Genomic DNA, 15,570 nt, shown 5'->3' on the forward strand with positions numbered 1-15,570 from the left:
TGACAACTGCTCCTCACCTCACGGCGCGATGCCGCGCGGTTGGTGCTCCCACGGCGCCCGCGCATCGCGCAGCGTGCCCGCACCGGTGCGCACCGCGTGCAGCGCCAGCACGGCCGCGACCGCGCTGGGATTGTGGATCTCGCCGCGCAGCACGGCGGCGACGGCGTCGGCCAGCGGCACCCAGGTCGGCACGATCCCAGCCTCCTCGTCCTCGCGGGTGTGGAGCTCCGCGTCAGGCACCGAGGAGATCCCCTCGGCCAGGTAGATGCGGATGCCCTCGTTCGAGGCGCCCGGGGTGGTGAAGTAGTCGACCAGCGTGTGCCAGGTCGTCGCCTGCAGGTCTGCCTCCTCGGCCAGCTCGCGCCGGGCGCACTCGAGCATCGGCTCGCCGTCGACGTCGAGCAGGCCGGCCGGGATCTCCCAGAGCTGCATGCGCACCGGGTGGCGGTACTGGCCTATCAGCAGCACCCGGTCCTGCTCGTCCACCGGCAGCACGGCGACGGCGCCGGGGTGGGATAGGTAGGAGCGGGTGAGCTGCTGGTCGTCGGCGAAGGTGAACGTCTCCTCGACCAGGTCGAAGATCGGCGCGGCGCGCAGCGTCTCGCGCGCGGTCACCGGCACCTCGACCGGCGCGTCGGCAGGGGCGGGGGAGTGAGCCTCGGAAGTGGTCATGCCTCACTGTAGGCAGGTCGAGGGCGCCGGGCGGAAGTGTCCCAGAGGCGCAGGGCCATGTCGCCGACGACGCCGATGCCCAGGACCAGCAGCAGTGCGGCGATGGAGATCAGCCCGTCGGTCTGGGCGCGGGCGAGGTCGCGGGAGTCCTCGGCCAGCCCGGTGGCCTGGGTGATCTGCAGCTCCAGCAGGTCCGTGGCGTGCCTGCCGTTGACCACCGTCTGCTGCGGGGCTCCGGAGGTGCTCTCCTCGTTGATGTCGTGTCTGCTCTGCGCGGCGTCCACCAACGAGTCCCAGCTGAGGCTGTCGTCGCCGACCTCGCCCAGCGGTGCCGTGCTGAAGAAGACGACGGCGAGCACGACGGCGACCGCGGCCAGCCAGATGGTCCGGACCAGTCGGACCAGCGGCACTGACGGGGAGCGATGCTTCGTCGGAGAGTCCGTCGGTGACGGCGGCTGTCCCGACGGCTCAGGCCCGAGGGGCGGCCCCGGGGCCTGAGTGTCGGGAACGGGAGCGTCCTCAGGATTCGGCGGTGATGTCGTCATGACTGCTCCTCACTGTGCGAATGATGCTCATCGCACAGTACGGACAGCTGCTGACACGGGGACGCCCGCTGTCGTCGGCCACGTCTCGTGCTCTCGGAGCCGAAAGGGGCGACGGCCGTACGGTGTGGACGACAGGTTCTGCGCCGTGCGAATCAGTCGTCGACGCCGGTATTAGCCCGGCGCTGCATGGCCCGGTCACGCTGGGCGTTGAGCAGTCCGACCATCCGGACGCAGTCGCGGGGGTAGGTGCGGTGGAGCAGGCCGAGGACCAGCGCATTGACGATCATCAGCACGCCGAGGACCCAGAAGAAGACGCCCTCGATGCTCAGCACCTCGGCCAGCTGTCCGGCGCCCAGCGAGAAGGCCGCCCAGGCGAGCGTCTCGAAGACGGTGATGAAGATGGCCATCGCCTGGCCGCGCTGGTGCGGCGAGATGACCGAGGAGATGATCGGCCGGTTCACCGGCGGGTTCATGCCCTGGCAGGCGCCCATCAGCGCCCAGAATGTGGCGTAGTACCAGATCGACGTCGCCTCGGACTGCGTGCCGATCAGCGCGGCGACGGCGAAGAGCACCTGGGCGGCCTGGATGTACCAGACCCGGCCGCGGTGGGGGAGGACGTCGTCGAGCCGGGCGAGCAGGGCACCGCCGCCGAAGATGCCGGCCAGGTATCCCAGGCCGAACGGGACCAGCACGAGCGAGGCCGTCGCGTTGTCGAAGCCGCGCTCGTCGACCAGGAAGGTCACGCCGAAGACGGTGATCAGCAGGTGGCCGGAGAGCATCCGCGAGACCATCATGATCGAGAACGTCGGCACCCGGAAGAGGCTCAGGATCGAGGTCAGATCAGCCCGCTCGGCCCCGCGCTTCGTCTGGTCGAGGTCTCCCAGCTCGGGCTCGGACGCACCGATCCCCGGGTCGCGGATCAGGACCCACTGCGCCAGTCCGGCGGTGATGGCGATCACTCCCATCGTGAACAGGCCGATCCGCCAGCCGTCGTCGAGCTGGGTGAACAGTCCGAGCAGAGGTCCGGTGAACGAGCCGATCGCCGCGGCGAAGCCGTACAGGACTGACATGGCCTGACCGCGACGTCGGTCCTCGAAGCAGTCCATGATGAAGGCGTTGGCGACGGGCGACCCTCCGACGAGCGAGGCGGCCATGAGCGTGTTGAGGACGAGCAGCATCCAGAACTCGTGGCTGAAGCCGGCGGCGACGCCGAACGCTCCACCGGCCAGCGACGTCGTCACCAGCACGAACTTCCGCGAGGTGCGGGCGGCCAGCCAGGTCCAGGCCGGGCCGGCGGGGGCCGAGGCGATCTTTCCCGCTGCGGTCATGATGCCCAGGTGGCCGCTGTTCAGCCCCAGCGCAGAGGCGATCGTGGGGAAGATCGTGCTGATCGCGCTCTGCTCAGTGCTGTCGATGGCGGTGGAGCCGGTCAGGGTGAACAGGTTCCGCCATCGGTGGGGCACTGGGGCGCTGCTGGTTCTCGGGGTCGTCTCCACGCTCATGACGGGCGCTCCTCCCTCAGGGATCCTGACTCATCGCGGTGATCCATGACACAAGTTTCATGGCTATGGCACGAGACCATGTCACAAGTCTCATCCTTCGTCAACGCGATTCTGTGAAGAGCATCACGGTGGGGTGTCCTGCCTGAATGGCGTCGGTGACGTGCAGGTCGACTCGCCGACGTTTCGCCAGCGCATGACACTTGTGTCATGCTGTGGTGCGTGACGTGCATCATTCGACGCCGAAGAGGTCTGCGATGAAACTCGAGCATCTGCTCATGGGCGTGCTGGCCACGCGGCCGCGGACGGGCTATGACCTGAAGAAGGCCATCGACACCCAGCTGCGCTTCCTGCGGTCGAACACCCAGATGAGCCAGGTCTACCGGACGCTGGCCACGATGGAGGACCGCGGCTGGGCCGAGCACACCGTCGAGCCGCGGCCGGGCGCCACGGACGCGAAGCGCTACGCCCTCACCGAGGAAGGCGTGACCGTCTTCCTCGACTGGCTGACGGGGCCGTACACTCCGCCGACGCGGTACGAGGACCCGGAGTTCCACGCGCGGCTGGCCTTCGCCGGCTTCATGACCCGCGAGCAGCTGCTGCGTCTGTTCGACACCGAGATCTCGGTGCGCACCGAGGAGATCCGCACCTTCCGGCATCGGGATCGCACCGAGCACCGGGATCCGGCCACGGAGCTCGACGTCGAATTGGCCGACTTCATGAATGACGCGGTGCACTATGCCAATGCCGCGGCCAAGGATGCCTACGTCGCCCGGCTCACCCGGCTGCGCGAGGTTCTGGCCACCGCCGACGATCTGGAGGCCGCGCGGCAGAACCTGACCCCGGAGCACTACACCGTGGAGGTGGATTCGTGAAGGCGATCATCCTGATGTTCGACAGCCTCAACCGGCACGCGCTGCCGGCCTACCGGGGCACCATGGTCGACGCGCCGAACTTCGCGCGGCTGGCGTCCTCGGCGGCGACGTTCGAGAACTTCTATGCCGGCTCGATGCCGTGCATGCCCGCTCGCCGTGAGATGCACACCGGCCGGTACAACTTCCTGCACCGCAGCTGGGGTCCGCTGGAGCCCTTCGACGACTCGATGCCGCAGATGCTGCGCGATGCCGGCATCCACACGCACCTGGTCTCGGACCACCCCCACTACTGGGAGGACGGCGGCGGGACCTTCCACACCCGCTACACCACCTGGGAGTGCTTCCGCGGGCAGGAGGGCGACCCGTGGAAGGGCGTGGTCTCCGCCGGCGTCGCCGGGGCGGACTTCAAGACGGCGATCCGCGGCCAGGATGCCGTCAACCGGACCTATATGCCGACCACCGCCGAGCACACTCAGACGCGCACCGTCGACGCCGGACTGCATTTCCTCGACGTCAACGCCGCCGACGACGACTGGATGTTGCAGATCGAGCTCTTCGACCCGCATGAGCCGTTCTTCACCCATGACGACTATCGCTCCCGCCACCTGGACGCCGAGCAGATGAGTGCCGAGCGCTTCGACTGGCCGGGGTACCAGAAGGTCACCGAGCCCGAAGACCAGGCCGAGCGCGCCCGTCGCGAGTACGCCTCGCTGGTGTCGATGTGCGACGACACTCTGGGCCGCGTGCTCGACGCGATGGACGCCCACGACCTCTGGAAAGACACGCTGCTGATCGTCAACACCGATCACGGCTTCCTGCTCGGCGAGCACGGATGGTGGGCGAAGTCCGTCCAGCCGTGGTTCAACGAGCTGGTGCATCTGCCGATGTTCCTCTGGGATCCGCGCACCGGCGGTGCGGACACCCGCCGCGGGGATCTGGCCCAGACCATCGACATCGCCCCGACGATGCTGCGTCACTTCGGGCTGGAGCCCACTGAGGACATGCAGGGCCGCGACCTCGCCGTCGTCGGCCCGGACGCCGGGGACGGAGCCAGGCAGTCCGACGGCGACGGCGCGGGCGACGACGCCGGCGCAGGTCGGGGTGCCGACGCCGGCCGCGAGGCCGCCCTCTTCGGCGTCCACGGCGGGCACGTGAACATCACCGACGGCCGCTACGTCTACATGCGCTCCAGCGTCTCCGCGGAGAACCAGCCGCTGGAGGAGTTCACGCTGATGCCCACCCATATGCGGTCGCGCTTCGCTCCGGCTGAGCTCACCGACTGGGAGCCGGTCGAGCCGTTCAGCTTCACCAAGCAGGTGCGGACCATGCGGATCCCGACTGCGGCCGGCTGGCTGAACTCCTGGCGGCACGGCACGCTGCTCTACGACCTGGAGGCCGACCCACGACAGGAGCATCCGCTGCAGGACGACGAGCTCGAGCTGCGCATGGCGCGGATGCTGGTCGACACGCTGCGTGCGTCGGAGGCGCCGCGGAGTCAGTTCGAGCGTCTCGGTCTCCCGGCCGACGGGGAGGTGACCGTCGAGCATCTGCTGGTCGCCGAGCATGCCGAGCGCGCGGCGGCGGTGGCTGAACCGCTGCCGCCCGCCGAGGCGCTGCCCGACGTCGTCGCGCGTCGACCGCTGCCGGAGCTGCTGGCGGTTCCGGAGGGTGCACGGGCCGTGGAGGCCTGGGCACCTGATCTGGTCCGTACGGAGACGGTGAACGTCCCCGGCGGGGTCACCCTGCTGGACCTGGCGGCCTTCGGTGCGGTGACGGCCGCCCAGCTGCGCGGGATCGCCGAGGCGCTCGTCGACAGGTCCGTGGGGGAGTCTCTCGGTCAGCTGCAGTGAGGCGTGATGCCTGAACAGCTGGACCGGGAGGCGCGGCACATCGCTGCGCGGCCTCACTCCTCACCGCCTCGGGGAGGCCCAGTTTCATCGTCCCAACGTCGACTCGCGCGGAACGAGCCGCGGGCGCACCTGGTGGACGCCGGGGCTGGATTCACCGTCGACGGCCTGCAGCAGCAGCTCCACTGATCGCCGCCCGATCTCCTCGAGCTCCATGTCGACAGTGGTCAGCGGCGGGCGGGAGGCCAGTGACATCACCTGCCAGTCGTCATAGCCGGTCACGGCCACGTCACCGGGCACCTCCAGGCCGAGTTCGCGGAGCCGGTCGGTGCCGCCGCGGGCCAGCTGGTCGGAGGCGAACACTACGGCGTCGACAGAATCGGGGTCTCCGGCCTGCAGCAGTCCGTCGCCGATGAGCGCGTCGACGGCGTGTCGTCCCCAGCGCTCGCTCCATTCGCCATGCTGTGGGCCGCCGACCATGCTGAGTCCATGGGTCTCGGCGGCGGCCAACGTGGCCTCATGCCGAATCCGCGAGGAGAACTGGTCGCCGCGTCCCCCGACGAAGGTCAGCCGGCGTCGGCCGATGGACCGCAGATGGTCGACGACCTGCGCCATGCCGTTCCAGTCGTCGCCGACCACCGAGGTGTCGCCGTCGACGGCCGATGGGGCGAAGGCGTAGACCACCGGCACCGAGGTGCCGATCGACTCACGCGGCTCCGCAGTGCGGCCGGTGACGATGATGCCGTCGACCCGCCGGCTGATCAGGGAGCGGATGTGGTGCTGTTCGCGGATCGGGTCGTGTCGCGCGGTCGCCAGCAGTGCGGAGATCTGTCCGGCCAGCAGAGCGTTCTCGGCACCGAGGACCACCGGCAGCGAGAAGCGGCCGACCGTGTCGCTGGAGAGCAGACCGACGGTGAAGGTGCGGCCGCCGTGCATCGACTGCGCGCCGGCGTGCGGGACGAAGCCGAGCTTCTCGGCGGCCTCGCGCACACGGTCCCGCGTCTCAGTGGTCAGGCTGCCGGTGTCGTTGAGCGCTTTGGATGCCGTGCTGGGGGATACGCCGGCCAATGCGGCGACGTCGACGAGGCGCGTCGGCCGAGGCGGTGACGTGTCGGTCATGGGCTCTCCTCCAGCGGGCGGTGTTCGGATCAAACGTGCTGGCACGTTTTCCTGTGCGTTTTCCGGAAAGATTCACGGGCGGCGGGCCGGTGGCAGAGAGTCTAGACGATGCGTCGACGCGATCCTCACACATGTCGATGCCCGCAGAGTGATGGAATCCGCTCGAGACCGTTGACACGTCATGTGGACCTCTCTAAGCTCAAGGAAAACGTGTTCCTATGATTTCCGGCACATGCGCAGGATCGGTGCCCGACCTCACCAACTGAAGGAGACCCATGGCCACGACCAGCGCCGCGTCCACGATCGGTCCCGCTGTGCCCACCTCCGCCGCCGCAGTGCGGCTGCGACCGGTCGGACTGGACGACGTCCACGTCACCGCCGGGCTGTGGCACCAGCGGGCGGAGGTCAACCGCACCGCCACTGTCCCGGCCGGGCTGCGGCAGCTGCGCGCGGCCGACAACGTGCAGAACCTGGAGATCGTCGCCGGCCGGGCCGAAGGCGAGGCACGCGGCCCCATCTTCGCCGACTCGGACATCCACAAATGGCTGGAGGCCGCCGCCTGGGAGTATGGGCGCAGCGGCGGGCAGGAGCTGATGGAGGCGATGCTCGACCTCACCGCCTCGCTGGCCGAGGCCCAGGCCGAGGACGGCTATCTGAACTCGGTGGTCCAGCTGCGCGAGGGCGCCCGCTACGCGAATCTCCCCTGGAGTCATGAGCACTACTGCGCCGGCCACCTGATCCAGGCCGCCCTCGCCTTCTCCCGCACCACGGGCCGTACCGAGCTGCTCGACGTCGCCGTGCGCTTCGCCGATCATCTGGTCGCGACCTTCGGCCCCGACGGCATCCGCGACGTCGACGGCCACCCGGTCATCGAGATGGCCCTGGTCGAGCTCTACCGCGAGACCGGCACGCGGGCGTATCTGGACCTGGCGGCCTGGTTCGTCGACGCGCGCGGCCACGGGAACATCGCCGGCCATGGTCATGAACCGACCTACTTCTCCGATCGCGTCCCGGTGCGGGAGGCCAGCACCGTGGAAGGGCACGCCGTCCGGGCGGTGTACCTGGCCGCCGGCGCGGCCGACGTCGCCGTCGAGACCGGCGACGTCGAGCTGCTGGAGACGTTGAAGATCCAGTTCGACGCGATGGTCGGCACCAAGCAGTACGTCACCGGCGGGCTGGGTTCCCGCTGGGAGGGGGAGGCCTTCGGCGATCCCTACGAGCTGCCCAACGACCGCGCCTACGCCGAGACCTGTGCGGCGATCGGCGGAGTGCAGTGGGCCTGGCGCATGCTGCTGGCCACCGGCGAGTCCCGCTACGCCGACCAGATCGAACTGATGCTCTACAACGGCATGCTCGCAGGCGTCTCGCTGACCGGCACCGAGTTCTTCTACGTGAATGCGCTCCACCTTCGCGAGGACGCCCATCCGGATGAGGAGCGCAGTCCGGCCCACGGGCGCCGCGGCTGGTTCGACTGCGCCTGCTGCCCGCCGAACGTGATGCGCACGCTCTCCAGTCTGGAAGGGCTGATCGCCACCACCGGCGACGACGAGAGCGTGCCGAGCCTGCAGATCCACCAGTTCGCACCGGGCCGGATCCAGGCCGCCGACTGCACTGTCGAGGTCGAGACGGACTACCCCTGGAACGGCGAGATCCGCCTGACCATCCAGCAGGCGCCGGTGCACGACGTCGCGGTGATGCTGCGCGTGCCCGCCTGGGCCGAGGGCGCCACCCTCGACGGCGAGCCGGTCGCCGCCGGCGGCTATGCCGCTGCGACCCGGACGTGGTCGCCGGGAGAGACGCTGACGCTGTTGTTGCCGATGACTCCGCGCTTCGTCCGCGCCCATCCCCGCGTCGACGCCGCCCGCGGCAGTGTGGCGCTGCTGCGCGGCCCGCTGGTCCACGCCTTCGAAGCCGGCGACCAGGCCGAGGGCGTGGTCCTGGACGATGTGTCCCTCGACCCGAACGCCGAGGTCACCGCCGAGCCCCGGCCCGAGCTGCTCGACGGAGTCACCCTGCTGCGCACCTCAGGACGCCGGCACCGGGCGAGCGCCGCCGTCGATGCCGCCGGCACCGCCAGGGCCGCCGGCGGTGGGGGAGACCCGGTGTCGCTGACCGCTGTGCCCTACTTCGCCTGGGCGAACCGTGGCCCGCAGGCGATGCGCGTCTGGATCCCGACCAGCTGAGCGACTGCACTGTAGAGAAAGTGAGCAGCGATGCACCTCTCCCGACGCACGTTCTTCGCCCTGGCCGGGCTCGGGGCGGTGGGTCTGGCCGGATGCAGCAACCGACTGCCGGCCGTGGACGTGACCGCCCCGGGCTTCGGCGATGGCGCCAGCGGGACCATCAATGTCTGGTGCCGCTCGGAGACCCAGGACGGCATCCAGACGATGGTCGAGGCCTTCCACCAGGCTCAGGACCGGATCAGGATCCGGCTGACGCCGATTCCGGCGGGGCAGTACGTGACCAAGCTGGCCACCGCCATCCGCGGGTCCCGGCCGCCTGACCTGGTCGACATCGACGACATCAACTCCGCGCTGTTCTTCTACCGGGACGTCTTCAGCGACATCACCCCTCTGGTGGACGAGCTGCCGTACAAGGGTCAGCTCAGTCCCGGTCACCTCGGGCTGGCCACGCGGGAGGACCGCTACTACGGGGTCCCCTTCCTCGGTGACTTCTCCGTGCTGTTCTGCAACTCCGAGCTCTTCGACCGCGCCGGGGTGGACCTGGAGGAGACCACCGGCTCCTTCGACGGCTATCTTGAGGCCTCGCGGGCGATCAGCGCTCTGGGCGAGGACATTTCCGGATGGCTGTATCCGGGCAACGCCACCGGCGCGCTGGGCTTCACCGTCCAGCCGCACGTCTGGGCTGCCGACTCGCAGCTGATGGCCGGCGACGTCGGCGATCAGCAGGGCGACATCCTCGGCAACGAGCCGCTGCGCCGGACCCTGGAGATGATGCGGACTATGTGGACCGAGGGCCTGGTGCCTTCGGGCTCCTACGCCGACGACGCCTCGCGGTGGTACGCCGATTTCGTCGACGGCCGGATCGGGATGCTGCCCTGCTCCTACGGCTCGGTGGTGCCCAACGCGAGCGAGGAGCTGCTGGCCAAGACTGAGGTGCGGCTGCTGGCCGGACCGGACGGCGGGCAGGCCTTCTTCACCGGCGGGGACAACTTCTCGCTGCCCAATGGCAGCTCCAACCCCTCGGCGGCCTGGGAGTTCGTCCGCTTCTGCCTCGAGCTCGAGCAGCAGCAGAATCTGCCCGCCGGCGGCTTCGCCCCGATCCGTGGGGACGCGGCCACTGAGCAGTTCGCCGAGCAGTATCCGCTCATGGTCCCGCCGCTGGAGAGCATCGACGCCGGCTACGCGCCGCGGACGCTCTCCTACAGCCGTCTGTTCAACCAGAGTGACGGCCCGTGGTTGGAGATCTTCCGTCGGGCGGTCTTCGACGGTGAGATCGACGCCGCGCTCGAGGAGGGCCAGGACGGCTTCGACACAGTGCTGGAACAGGGGGATGCATGAGTGCTCAGAGTCTGACCCACCCGCCGCGCACCGGCCTGCTGCTGGTGCTGCCCGCCGTGGTCTTCTGCGTGGTCTTCGTCTTTGCGCCGCTGGCGGTGGCAGTGTTCATCTCGTTGCAGAACTTCCCGCTGATCGGCCCCTATGAGTTCGCCGGCCTGGAGAACTTCCGACTGGCGTTCACCGATCCCGGCTTCGGTCGCTCCATCCTCTACACCCTGCTCTACACCGCCATCGTCACCGGACCCATTCTGGCGGTGGGCTATCTGCTGGCGGTGGTCGTGCGCTCGAACCGCCGCGGCTCGACGTTGCTGCGCACCGTGTTCTTCATGCCTTTCGTGGTCGGGCTGACCACGATCAGCTTCATCACCTTACTGGAGGCTCAGCCGAACAGCGGCGCGATCAACATCCTGCTGAAGGCACTGGGATTCACCGACGGCTCGACCGCCTGGCTGGTCGACGGCGTACTGGCGACCATCCTGATCAGCGTGTTGGTGATCTGGGGCGTCTCAGGGCTGACGATGATCCTGCTGATGTCGGCGATGCAGGGCATTCCGCGGGAGGTCTACGAGTCGGCCGAGATCGACGGCGCCTCCTGGTGGCAGACCGAGCGGATGGTGACCATCCCGATGATCCGCCGGGCGATCGCGATGAGCGTGATCATCTCGGTCATCGGGTCCTTCCTGGGCTTCACCCAGTTCTTCATCCTCACTCAGGGCGGTCCGGGATCGGAGACGACGACGGTGGTGCTCGCGATCTACCGGCGCGCCTTCGTGGATCTGCAGCTGGGGACGGCGACGGCGATGTCGCTGATCCTGGTGGTGCTGACCGCGCTGGTGACCGCCTTCCAATTCTGGCTGCTGAGAGAACGGGACTGAGGTGCCGCGATGTCGACTGTGATCCGTATGCCCCGCCGCAGGACGGCGGCGAGCAGCGAACGCTCCACGCGCGAGACGCGCACCAAGCGCCTCCTCTACGTCGGCGGAGGCACGCTGGCCGCATTGGTCTTCGCGGTGCCGCTGGCCTTCGCCCTGGTGCGCTCGGTGCAGCCCAACGAAGTGGTCGTCCAGGCTCCGGAGTGGGGGACGTTCTTCGACTTCACCTGGCAGAACTTCCAGCTTCTGGCTTCGCAGTCTGAGCTGGGCCGAGCTGTCGTCAACAGCCTGGTCGTCTCGCTCTCGACGGCGGTGCTGACTGCGGTGCTGGCCACTATGGCCGGATACGGCTTCGCGAAGTTCGCCTTCCGGATGCGCCCGTGGCTCTTCGGTGCGGTGCTGCTGACCATGATGATCCCGTTCCAGGCGATCCTGACTCCGCTGTACCTGCAGATGAACGTCATGGGGCTGACGGATTCGCTGATCGGGCTGATCCTCTTCTACTCCACAGTGAACCTGCCGTTCTGCGTGTTCGTCATGAGCAACTCCTTCGCCGCCGTCCCCGATGACCTGGAATCGGCGGCGCACGTCGACGGCGTCGGCACCTTCCGCATGCTGGTCTCAGTGCTGCGGCCCATGATCATCCCTGGAGTGGCCACCGCCGCCCTGTATGCGTTCCTGGCGTCCTGGACGGAGTTCCTGGCCGCGCTGACGTTCCTCACCGACCAGGATCTCTACACCTTGCCGGTGAGCATGGTGAACCTGCAGCAGGGCGCCTACGGCGAGGTGAACTTCGGACTCATCGCCACCGGCGCCGTGGTGTCGATGATCCCGTGTGCGCTGCTCTACATCGCGCTGCAGAGGTTCTACGTGGCCGGGCTGGCGAGCGGGTCGATCAAGGGGTGACGAAGGGGCGTGACCTGGTCTCCCTGGTAGCGTGAATCGAGTGGAAGACGTCACGCAGGAGCTCAGAGACTTCGTCGCCGAGCGCGACTGGAGCCAGTTCCATTCGCCGGAGAACCTGGCGAAGAGTATCTCTATCGAATCTGGGGAGCTTCTCGAGTGTTTCCAATGGTCGGGCACTGACTATGCTTCTGCCGACGTCCGTGACGAGCTCGCTGATGTCTTGACCTATTGCCTGCTGCTGGCCGATCGTCTCGGCCTGGACTCGGAAGAGATCGTGCGGCAGAAGCTTCAGCGGACCAGAGAGAAGTACCCGGCCGACAAGTCACGTGGGCGGAGTACCAAATATGACCGCCTTTGAGATTCGCAAGTTCTCCATGCGGGAACCGCTTCCGGAGAACGACGACGCCCGACTCAAGAACTGGCCGGTCGTCTACGCGCTGAACGGCGGGAAGAAGATCTACGTCGGCGAGACTCTCAGCGCGACCAGCCGGATCCGCCAGCATCAAGCATCTGACAGCAAGCGCGATATGCGGCTCGTACGGCTCCTGCTGCACGAGCACTTTAACAAGTCGGCAGCTCTCGACCTCGAGTCTCATCTGATCAGATGGCTCGCCGGCGACGGCAAGTATGAGGTCATCAACCGGAACCACGGCATCGTCGATGCTGATTACCACGACCGTGAGACGTATCGAGGCGAGTTCCCCGAGATCTTCGAGGCCCTCCGTGAGGCGGAGATCTTCGAACGAAGCATCCCGGGGATCGAGAACTCGGATCTCTTCAAGCTGTCGCCATTCAAGACGCTGACGCCCGAGCAGGCGCTCGCTGTCGAGGACCTGCTGCGGGCCTTGCGCTCGTCTTTGGACTCAGGCGCTGAACCAGGTTCGTTGGTCATCCAGGGAGACCCTGGCACCGGTAAGACGGTGGTCGCTGTCTACCTGATGAAGCTGTTGAGCGATATTGCTACTGTCACCGATGAGGAGATCGCGGAAGACCTCGAAGGGGACAGTCGGTTCTCCGAGTTCTTCACGTCGGAGTTCCGAGAGGCGTTGCAAGACTTCACCATCGGCCTGGTTGTGCCGCAGCAGGCACTCCGGAAGTCCATCCAAGCTGTCTTCAAGAGAACGCCTCAGCTGTCGAAGGACATGGTTATCGATCCCTTCTCGCTGGGCAAGAGCGACCAGCACTATTCGCTCCTCATCGTCGACGAGACTCATCGGCTCAATCAGCGGGCCAATCAGTCGTCAGGCAACCGGAATCGTGATTTCAGGGAGATCAACGAGAAGCTCTTCGGGAACGACTCGCCGCTCTATACTCAGCTCGACTGGGTGCGGCAGAAGAGTGACCATCAGGTCCTTCTCCTGGACGCGGAACAGTCTGTACGCCCCGCTGACCTCTCCCGTACAACGATCGATGTGATCGTGAGCGAAGCGAAGACAGCTGGGAAGCACGTGACGTTGGCATCCCAACTTCGGCTCAACGCCGGCGACGAGTACATGCCGCATATCCGTCGACTGCTCCGAGGAGAAGAACGAGCTCCATCTCCTGTCGGCGACTACGAGTTCTGCATGTATTCGGACGTTTCCCAGATGTACGCCCGGATCCGACAGCTTGATGCTGAACACGGGCTGGCGCGTATGGCTGCCGGCTACGCCTGGAATTGGGTGACGAAGGACGGCGCCGCCTACGACTTCGAACTCGACGGGGTGAAGTTCTGTTGGAACAGCACCGACGTCGACTGGGTCAACTCCCCGAACGCCTTGGAAGAAGCCGGATCGATCCACACGCTCCAGGGGTACGACCTCAACTACGCCGGTGTGATCATCGGGCCAGACCTGCGCTGCGACCCCGCGACGGGGCAGGTCTACTTCGACCGTTCGAACTACTTCGATACCAAAGGAAAAGAAAACAACAAGAAGCTCGGCATCCGGTACAGCGACGAGGACATCCTCGATTACGTGCAGAACATCTACCGTGTCCTGCTGACGCGGGGGATCAAAGGCACACTCATCTATGTGTGCGACCCTCACCTGCGCGAGTACATGGCACGATACGTTCCCGAGGCTCAGGCTGTTCGCCCCATTGGCCCGTCGGACAGGATCCATGACGAGACGACCGAGGCAGGTTTTGATGTGCGGGCCCACGACGTTACCGATGACTCGACGCGGTCTGCGGGAGATGGCCACAGGTAGCCTGACCCCGGGACGCCGCCTTCCGCGCGATTGAACGTCAGCTTGGATGCCCTCGCTGACGGCGTACCCGCCGGCCCTGGGATCGTGGCTCCTCGAAGTTCACCACCTGCATCTGAAGATCAAATCCGTACGTGTCCAGCTTCTCCCTGCGAGCGTCCCGGTCGCCGACGCCATCGGTGATGCCGCAGCACCGTATTCGTAGAGCCTGTCTGCTAGTCAATCCGTCCGTCCACGAAGCGGCTTTCGACCTAGCCCCCGTTATCCGGCCCGACGCGCCCACGGGCCGGATATCGAGGCCACACGTTCCCTGCTACGAACATCGTCATTCCGAAGCGGCAAGGATCGCCACGAGCCGCGCTTTCTGCGCGATCGCAGTCCGAGAAGTCCCCGCTGGCAATGGCCGATCCCGCGGTACGCAGATGGGCTGGTTCTCAGGCCCCTGCAGGACCAGACTGATGGTCTCCCGCGGCATCATCCGCTGGCTGAACCGGCGAAGCGACCGGACGGGCGCACCGCATGCAGCGGGCGAGTAGGTCCTTCACCGAAGCGCTGTGCGTGGCGCCCAGATCTGGGCGCTCACATGTATGACGTGTGATCACGTGGCCTCGCCTCCTCACCCCTGCGCCCGCCGCCTGCGCGCCGCGAAGACCTTGTTCGACAGCACCCGGGACAGCATCTCGCTGGTCTCGCGCAGCTGCGGGAGCAGGTCCTGCAGCGGCTTGGCAGTGTCGGCCTCTGAATCCTCTATGAGGCACAGCGAGGCGACGGGCCGCTCGCCGACGTGCACCGGCACGGCCATCGCGCGCGTCATCATGTCGAACTCTCCCTCGGAGAAGGCGTAGCCGGCCTCGGAAGTCCGGCGGAACATGGCCTCGATCTCATCGCGATCGACCATAGTCGCCGTCGAATAGCGGCCGACCGGTCGATCCGAGAGAAGCGCACGGCGTTCGTCGGGATCGAGGAAGGCGAAATAGGCCCGCCCCGCTGCGCCGGCGTGGGCGGGATAGACCTCGTTCTTCACCGAATGGTGCCAGCGCGGGCCGGTCTCCCCGTCCTGCACGGCGACGACACGGATGTGCGTGCCGTCGGGGATCGCGAAGAGAGCCGTTCGGGCGGTCTGCTCGCTCAGCAGGGAGAGCGGCTCGTCGGCGAGGGCGGCGAGACCTCCGGTGCGTTCCCACAGCGCTGCCATCCGCCAGAGGGCCGGGCCCAGGCGGTACCGGCGGCTATACGGCGTCACGCGCAGGAAGCCCCGGTCCGCAAGTGACGCGAGGAGCCGTTGCGCCGTCGACTGGCTCAGGTCGAAATCCTCAGCCAGCTCGGCGACGCCCCATTCGGCGCGCTCCTCATGGAAGGACAGCAGGATCTCCAGCGCGCGATCCACCGTCTGCAGGGCGGGCCGCTGCGGGGGCGAATCGGAGGTCGAGGGCGTCACGCGTCAAGTCTAGCCAGTGGACCTCCGGCTGGCCCGGCTGGTGAACACAGAACCCACTATGTGGGTTTTGCTTCCATCAGGCCCGGGCGT

The 15,570-nt window shown here is 67.3% G+C and carries 13 protein-coding genes; 8 read left to right on the plus strand and 5 right to left on the minus strand.

Annotated features, from left to right (window positions below; translation table 11 throughout):
- Positions 1–18: 18 nt before the first annotated feature.
- The 3 genes from GCL72_RS04905 to GCL72_RS04915 all read right to left on the minus strand — a co-directional run bounded on the left by GCL72_RS04905 (position 19) and on the right by GCL72_RS04915 (position 2,719).
- Entirely contained in the window at positions 19–672 is a 654-nt protein-coding gene (locus GCL72_RS04905; RefSeq protein ID WP_153143593.1) for an NUDIX domain-containing protein, read from the minus strand.
- Positions 669–1,082, minus strand: coding sequence for a hypothetical protein (locus GCL72_RS04910; protein WP_153143594.1), 414 nt, complete (start codon positions 1,080–1,082; stop codon positions 669–671). The genes GCL72_RS04905 and GCL72_RS04910 overlap by 4 nt, the downstream gene beginning before the upstream one ends.
- A gap of 287 nt (positions 1,083–1,369) precedes the next feature.
- Positions 1,370–2,719: an MFS transporter gene (locus tag GCL72_RS04915; protein ID WP_246161019.1), complete on the minus strand. Its 1,350-nt coding sequence runs from the start codon at positions 2,717–2,719 to the stop codon at positions 1,370–1,372.
- Positions 2,720–2,973: 254 nt separating this feature from the next.
- Here GCL72_RS04915 and GCL72_RS04920 point away from each other — a divergent pair, with 254 nt between their 5' ends.
- Positions 2,974–3,591, plus strand: a complete 618-nt coding sequence (locus GCL72_RS04920; protein ID WP_153143595.1) for a PadR family transcriptional regulator — start codon at positions 2,974–2,976, stop codon at positions 3,589–3,591.
- A complete protein-coding gene (locus GCL72_RS04925; RefSeq protein ID WP_153143596.1) occupies positions 3,588–5,441 on the plus strand; it encodes a sulfatase in 1,854 nt (617 codons plus the stop codon). Before GCL72_RS04920 ends, GCL72_RS04925 begins: the two co-directional genes overlap by 4 nt.
- A gap of 84 nt (positions 5,442–5,525) precedes the next feature.
- On the opposite strand, the gene GCL72_RS04930 is transcribed toward GCL72_RS04925, so the two are convergent.
- Positions 5,526–6,557 (minus strand): LacI family DNA-binding transcriptional regulator, encoded by a 1,032-nt coding sequence (locus tag GCL72_RS04930; protein ID WP_153143597.1) that lies wholly within the window; start codon positions 6,555–6,557, stop codon positions 5,526–5,528.
- 275 nt (positions 6,558–6,832) lie between these two features.
- Here GCL72_RS04930 and GCL72_RS04935 point away from each other — a divergent pair, with 275 nt between their 5' ends.
- From GCL72_RS04935 to GCL72_RS04960, 6 genes are read left to right on the plus strand one after another with little or no spacing between them, the layout of a single operon-like run.
- Positions 6,833–8,740: a glycoside hydrolase family 127 protein gene (locus GCL72_RS04935; RefSeq protein WP_153143598.1), complete on the plus strand. Its 1,908-nt coding sequence runs from the start codon at positions 6,833–6,835 to the stop codon at positions 8,738–8,740.
- A 30-nt stretch (positions 8,741–8,770) separates the two neighbouring features.
- Positions 8,771–10,078 (plus strand): ABC transporter substrate-binding protein, encoded by a 1,308-nt coding sequence (locus GCL72_RS04940; protein WP_153143599.1) that lies wholly within the window; start codon positions 8,771–8,773, stop codon positions 10,076–10,078.
- Positions 10,075–10,953, plus strand: coding sequence for a carbohydrate ABC transporter permease (locus GCL72_RS04945; protein WP_153143600.1), 879 nt, complete (start codon positions 10,075–10,077; stop codon positions 10,951–10,953). The genes GCL72_RS04940 and GCL72_RS04945 overlap by 4 nt, the downstream gene beginning before the upstream one ends.
- A 9-nt stretch (positions 10,954–10,962) precedes the next feature.
- Positions 10,963–11,856 (plus strand): carbohydrate ABC transporter permease, encoded by an 894-nt coding sequence (locus GCL72_RS04950; RefSeq protein ID WP_170289561.1) that lies wholly within the window; start codon positions 10,963–10,965, stop codon positions 11,854–11,856.
- Between the two features lie 40 nt (positions 11,857–11,896).
- The gene (locus tag GCL72_RS04955) at positions 11,897–12,214 is read left to right on the plus strand and encodes a nucleotide pyrophosphohydrolase (protein ID WP_153143601.1); all 318 of its coding nucleotides are present in this window, start codon (positions 11,897–11,899) and stop codon (positions 12,212–12,214) included.
- Entirely contained in the window at positions 12,201–14,045 is a 1,845-nt protein-coding gene (locus GCL72_RS04960; RefSeq protein WP_246161020.1) for a DUF2075 domain-containing protein, read from the plus strand. Before GCL72_RS04955 ends, GCL72_RS04960 begins: the two co-directional genes overlap by 14 nt.
- A gap of 613 nt (positions 14,046–14,658) precedes the next feature.
- Here GCL72_RS04960 and GCL72_RS04965 read toward each other — a convergent pair.
- The gene (locus tag GCL72_RS04965; protein ID WP_153143602.1) at positions 14,659–15,480 is read right to left on the minus strand and encodes an IclR family transcriptional regulator; all 822 of its coding nucleotides are present in this window, start codon (positions 15,478–15,480) and stop codon (positions 14,659–14,661) included.
- Between the last annotated feature and the right edge of the window lie 90 nt (positions 15,481–15,570).

The organism is Nesterenkonia halophila, from assembly GCF_009467795.1.
Lineage (GTDB): Bacteria > Actinomycetota > Actinomycetes > Actinomycetales > Micrococcaceae > Nesterenkonia > Nesterenkonia halobia.

Coding starts and splice junctions, on each gene's coding strand:
- GCL72_RS04920 (WP_153143595.1), top strand. CDS start 2,974: ATGAAACTCGAGCATCTGCTCATGGGCGTGCTGGCCACGCGGCCGCGG.
- GCL72_RS04905 (WP_153143593.1), bottom strand. CDS start 672: ATGACCACTTCCGAGGCTCACTCCCCCGCCCCTGCCGACGCGCCGGTC.
- GCL72_RS04945 (WP_153143600.1), top strand. CDS start 10,075: ATGAGTGCTCAGAGTCTGACCCACCCGCCGCGCACCGGCCTGCTGCTG.
- GCL72_RS04940 (WP_153143599.1), top strand. CDS start 8,771: ATGCACCTCTCCCGACGCACGTTCTTCGCCCTGGCCGGGCTCGGGGCG.
- GCL72_RS04960 (WP_246161020.1), top strand. CDS start 12,201: ATGACCGCCTTTGAGATTCGCAAGTTCTCCATGCGGGAACCGCTTCCG.
- GCL72_RS04930 (WP_153143597.1), bottom strand. CDS start 6,557: ATGACCGACACGTCACCGCCTCGGCCGACGCGCCTCGTCGACGTCGCC.
- GCL72_RS04915 (WP_246161019.1), bottom strand. CDS start 2,719: ATGAGCGTGGAGACGACCCCGAGAACCAGCAGCGCCCCAGTGCCCCAC.
- GCL72_RS04935 (WP_153143598.1), top strand. CDS start 6,833: ATGGCCACGACCAGCGCCGCGTCCACGATCGGTCCCGCTGTGCCCACC.
- GCL72_RS04950 (WP_170289561.1), top strand. CDS start 10,963: ATGTCGACTGTGATCCGTATGCCCCGCCGCAGGACGGCGGCGAGCAGC.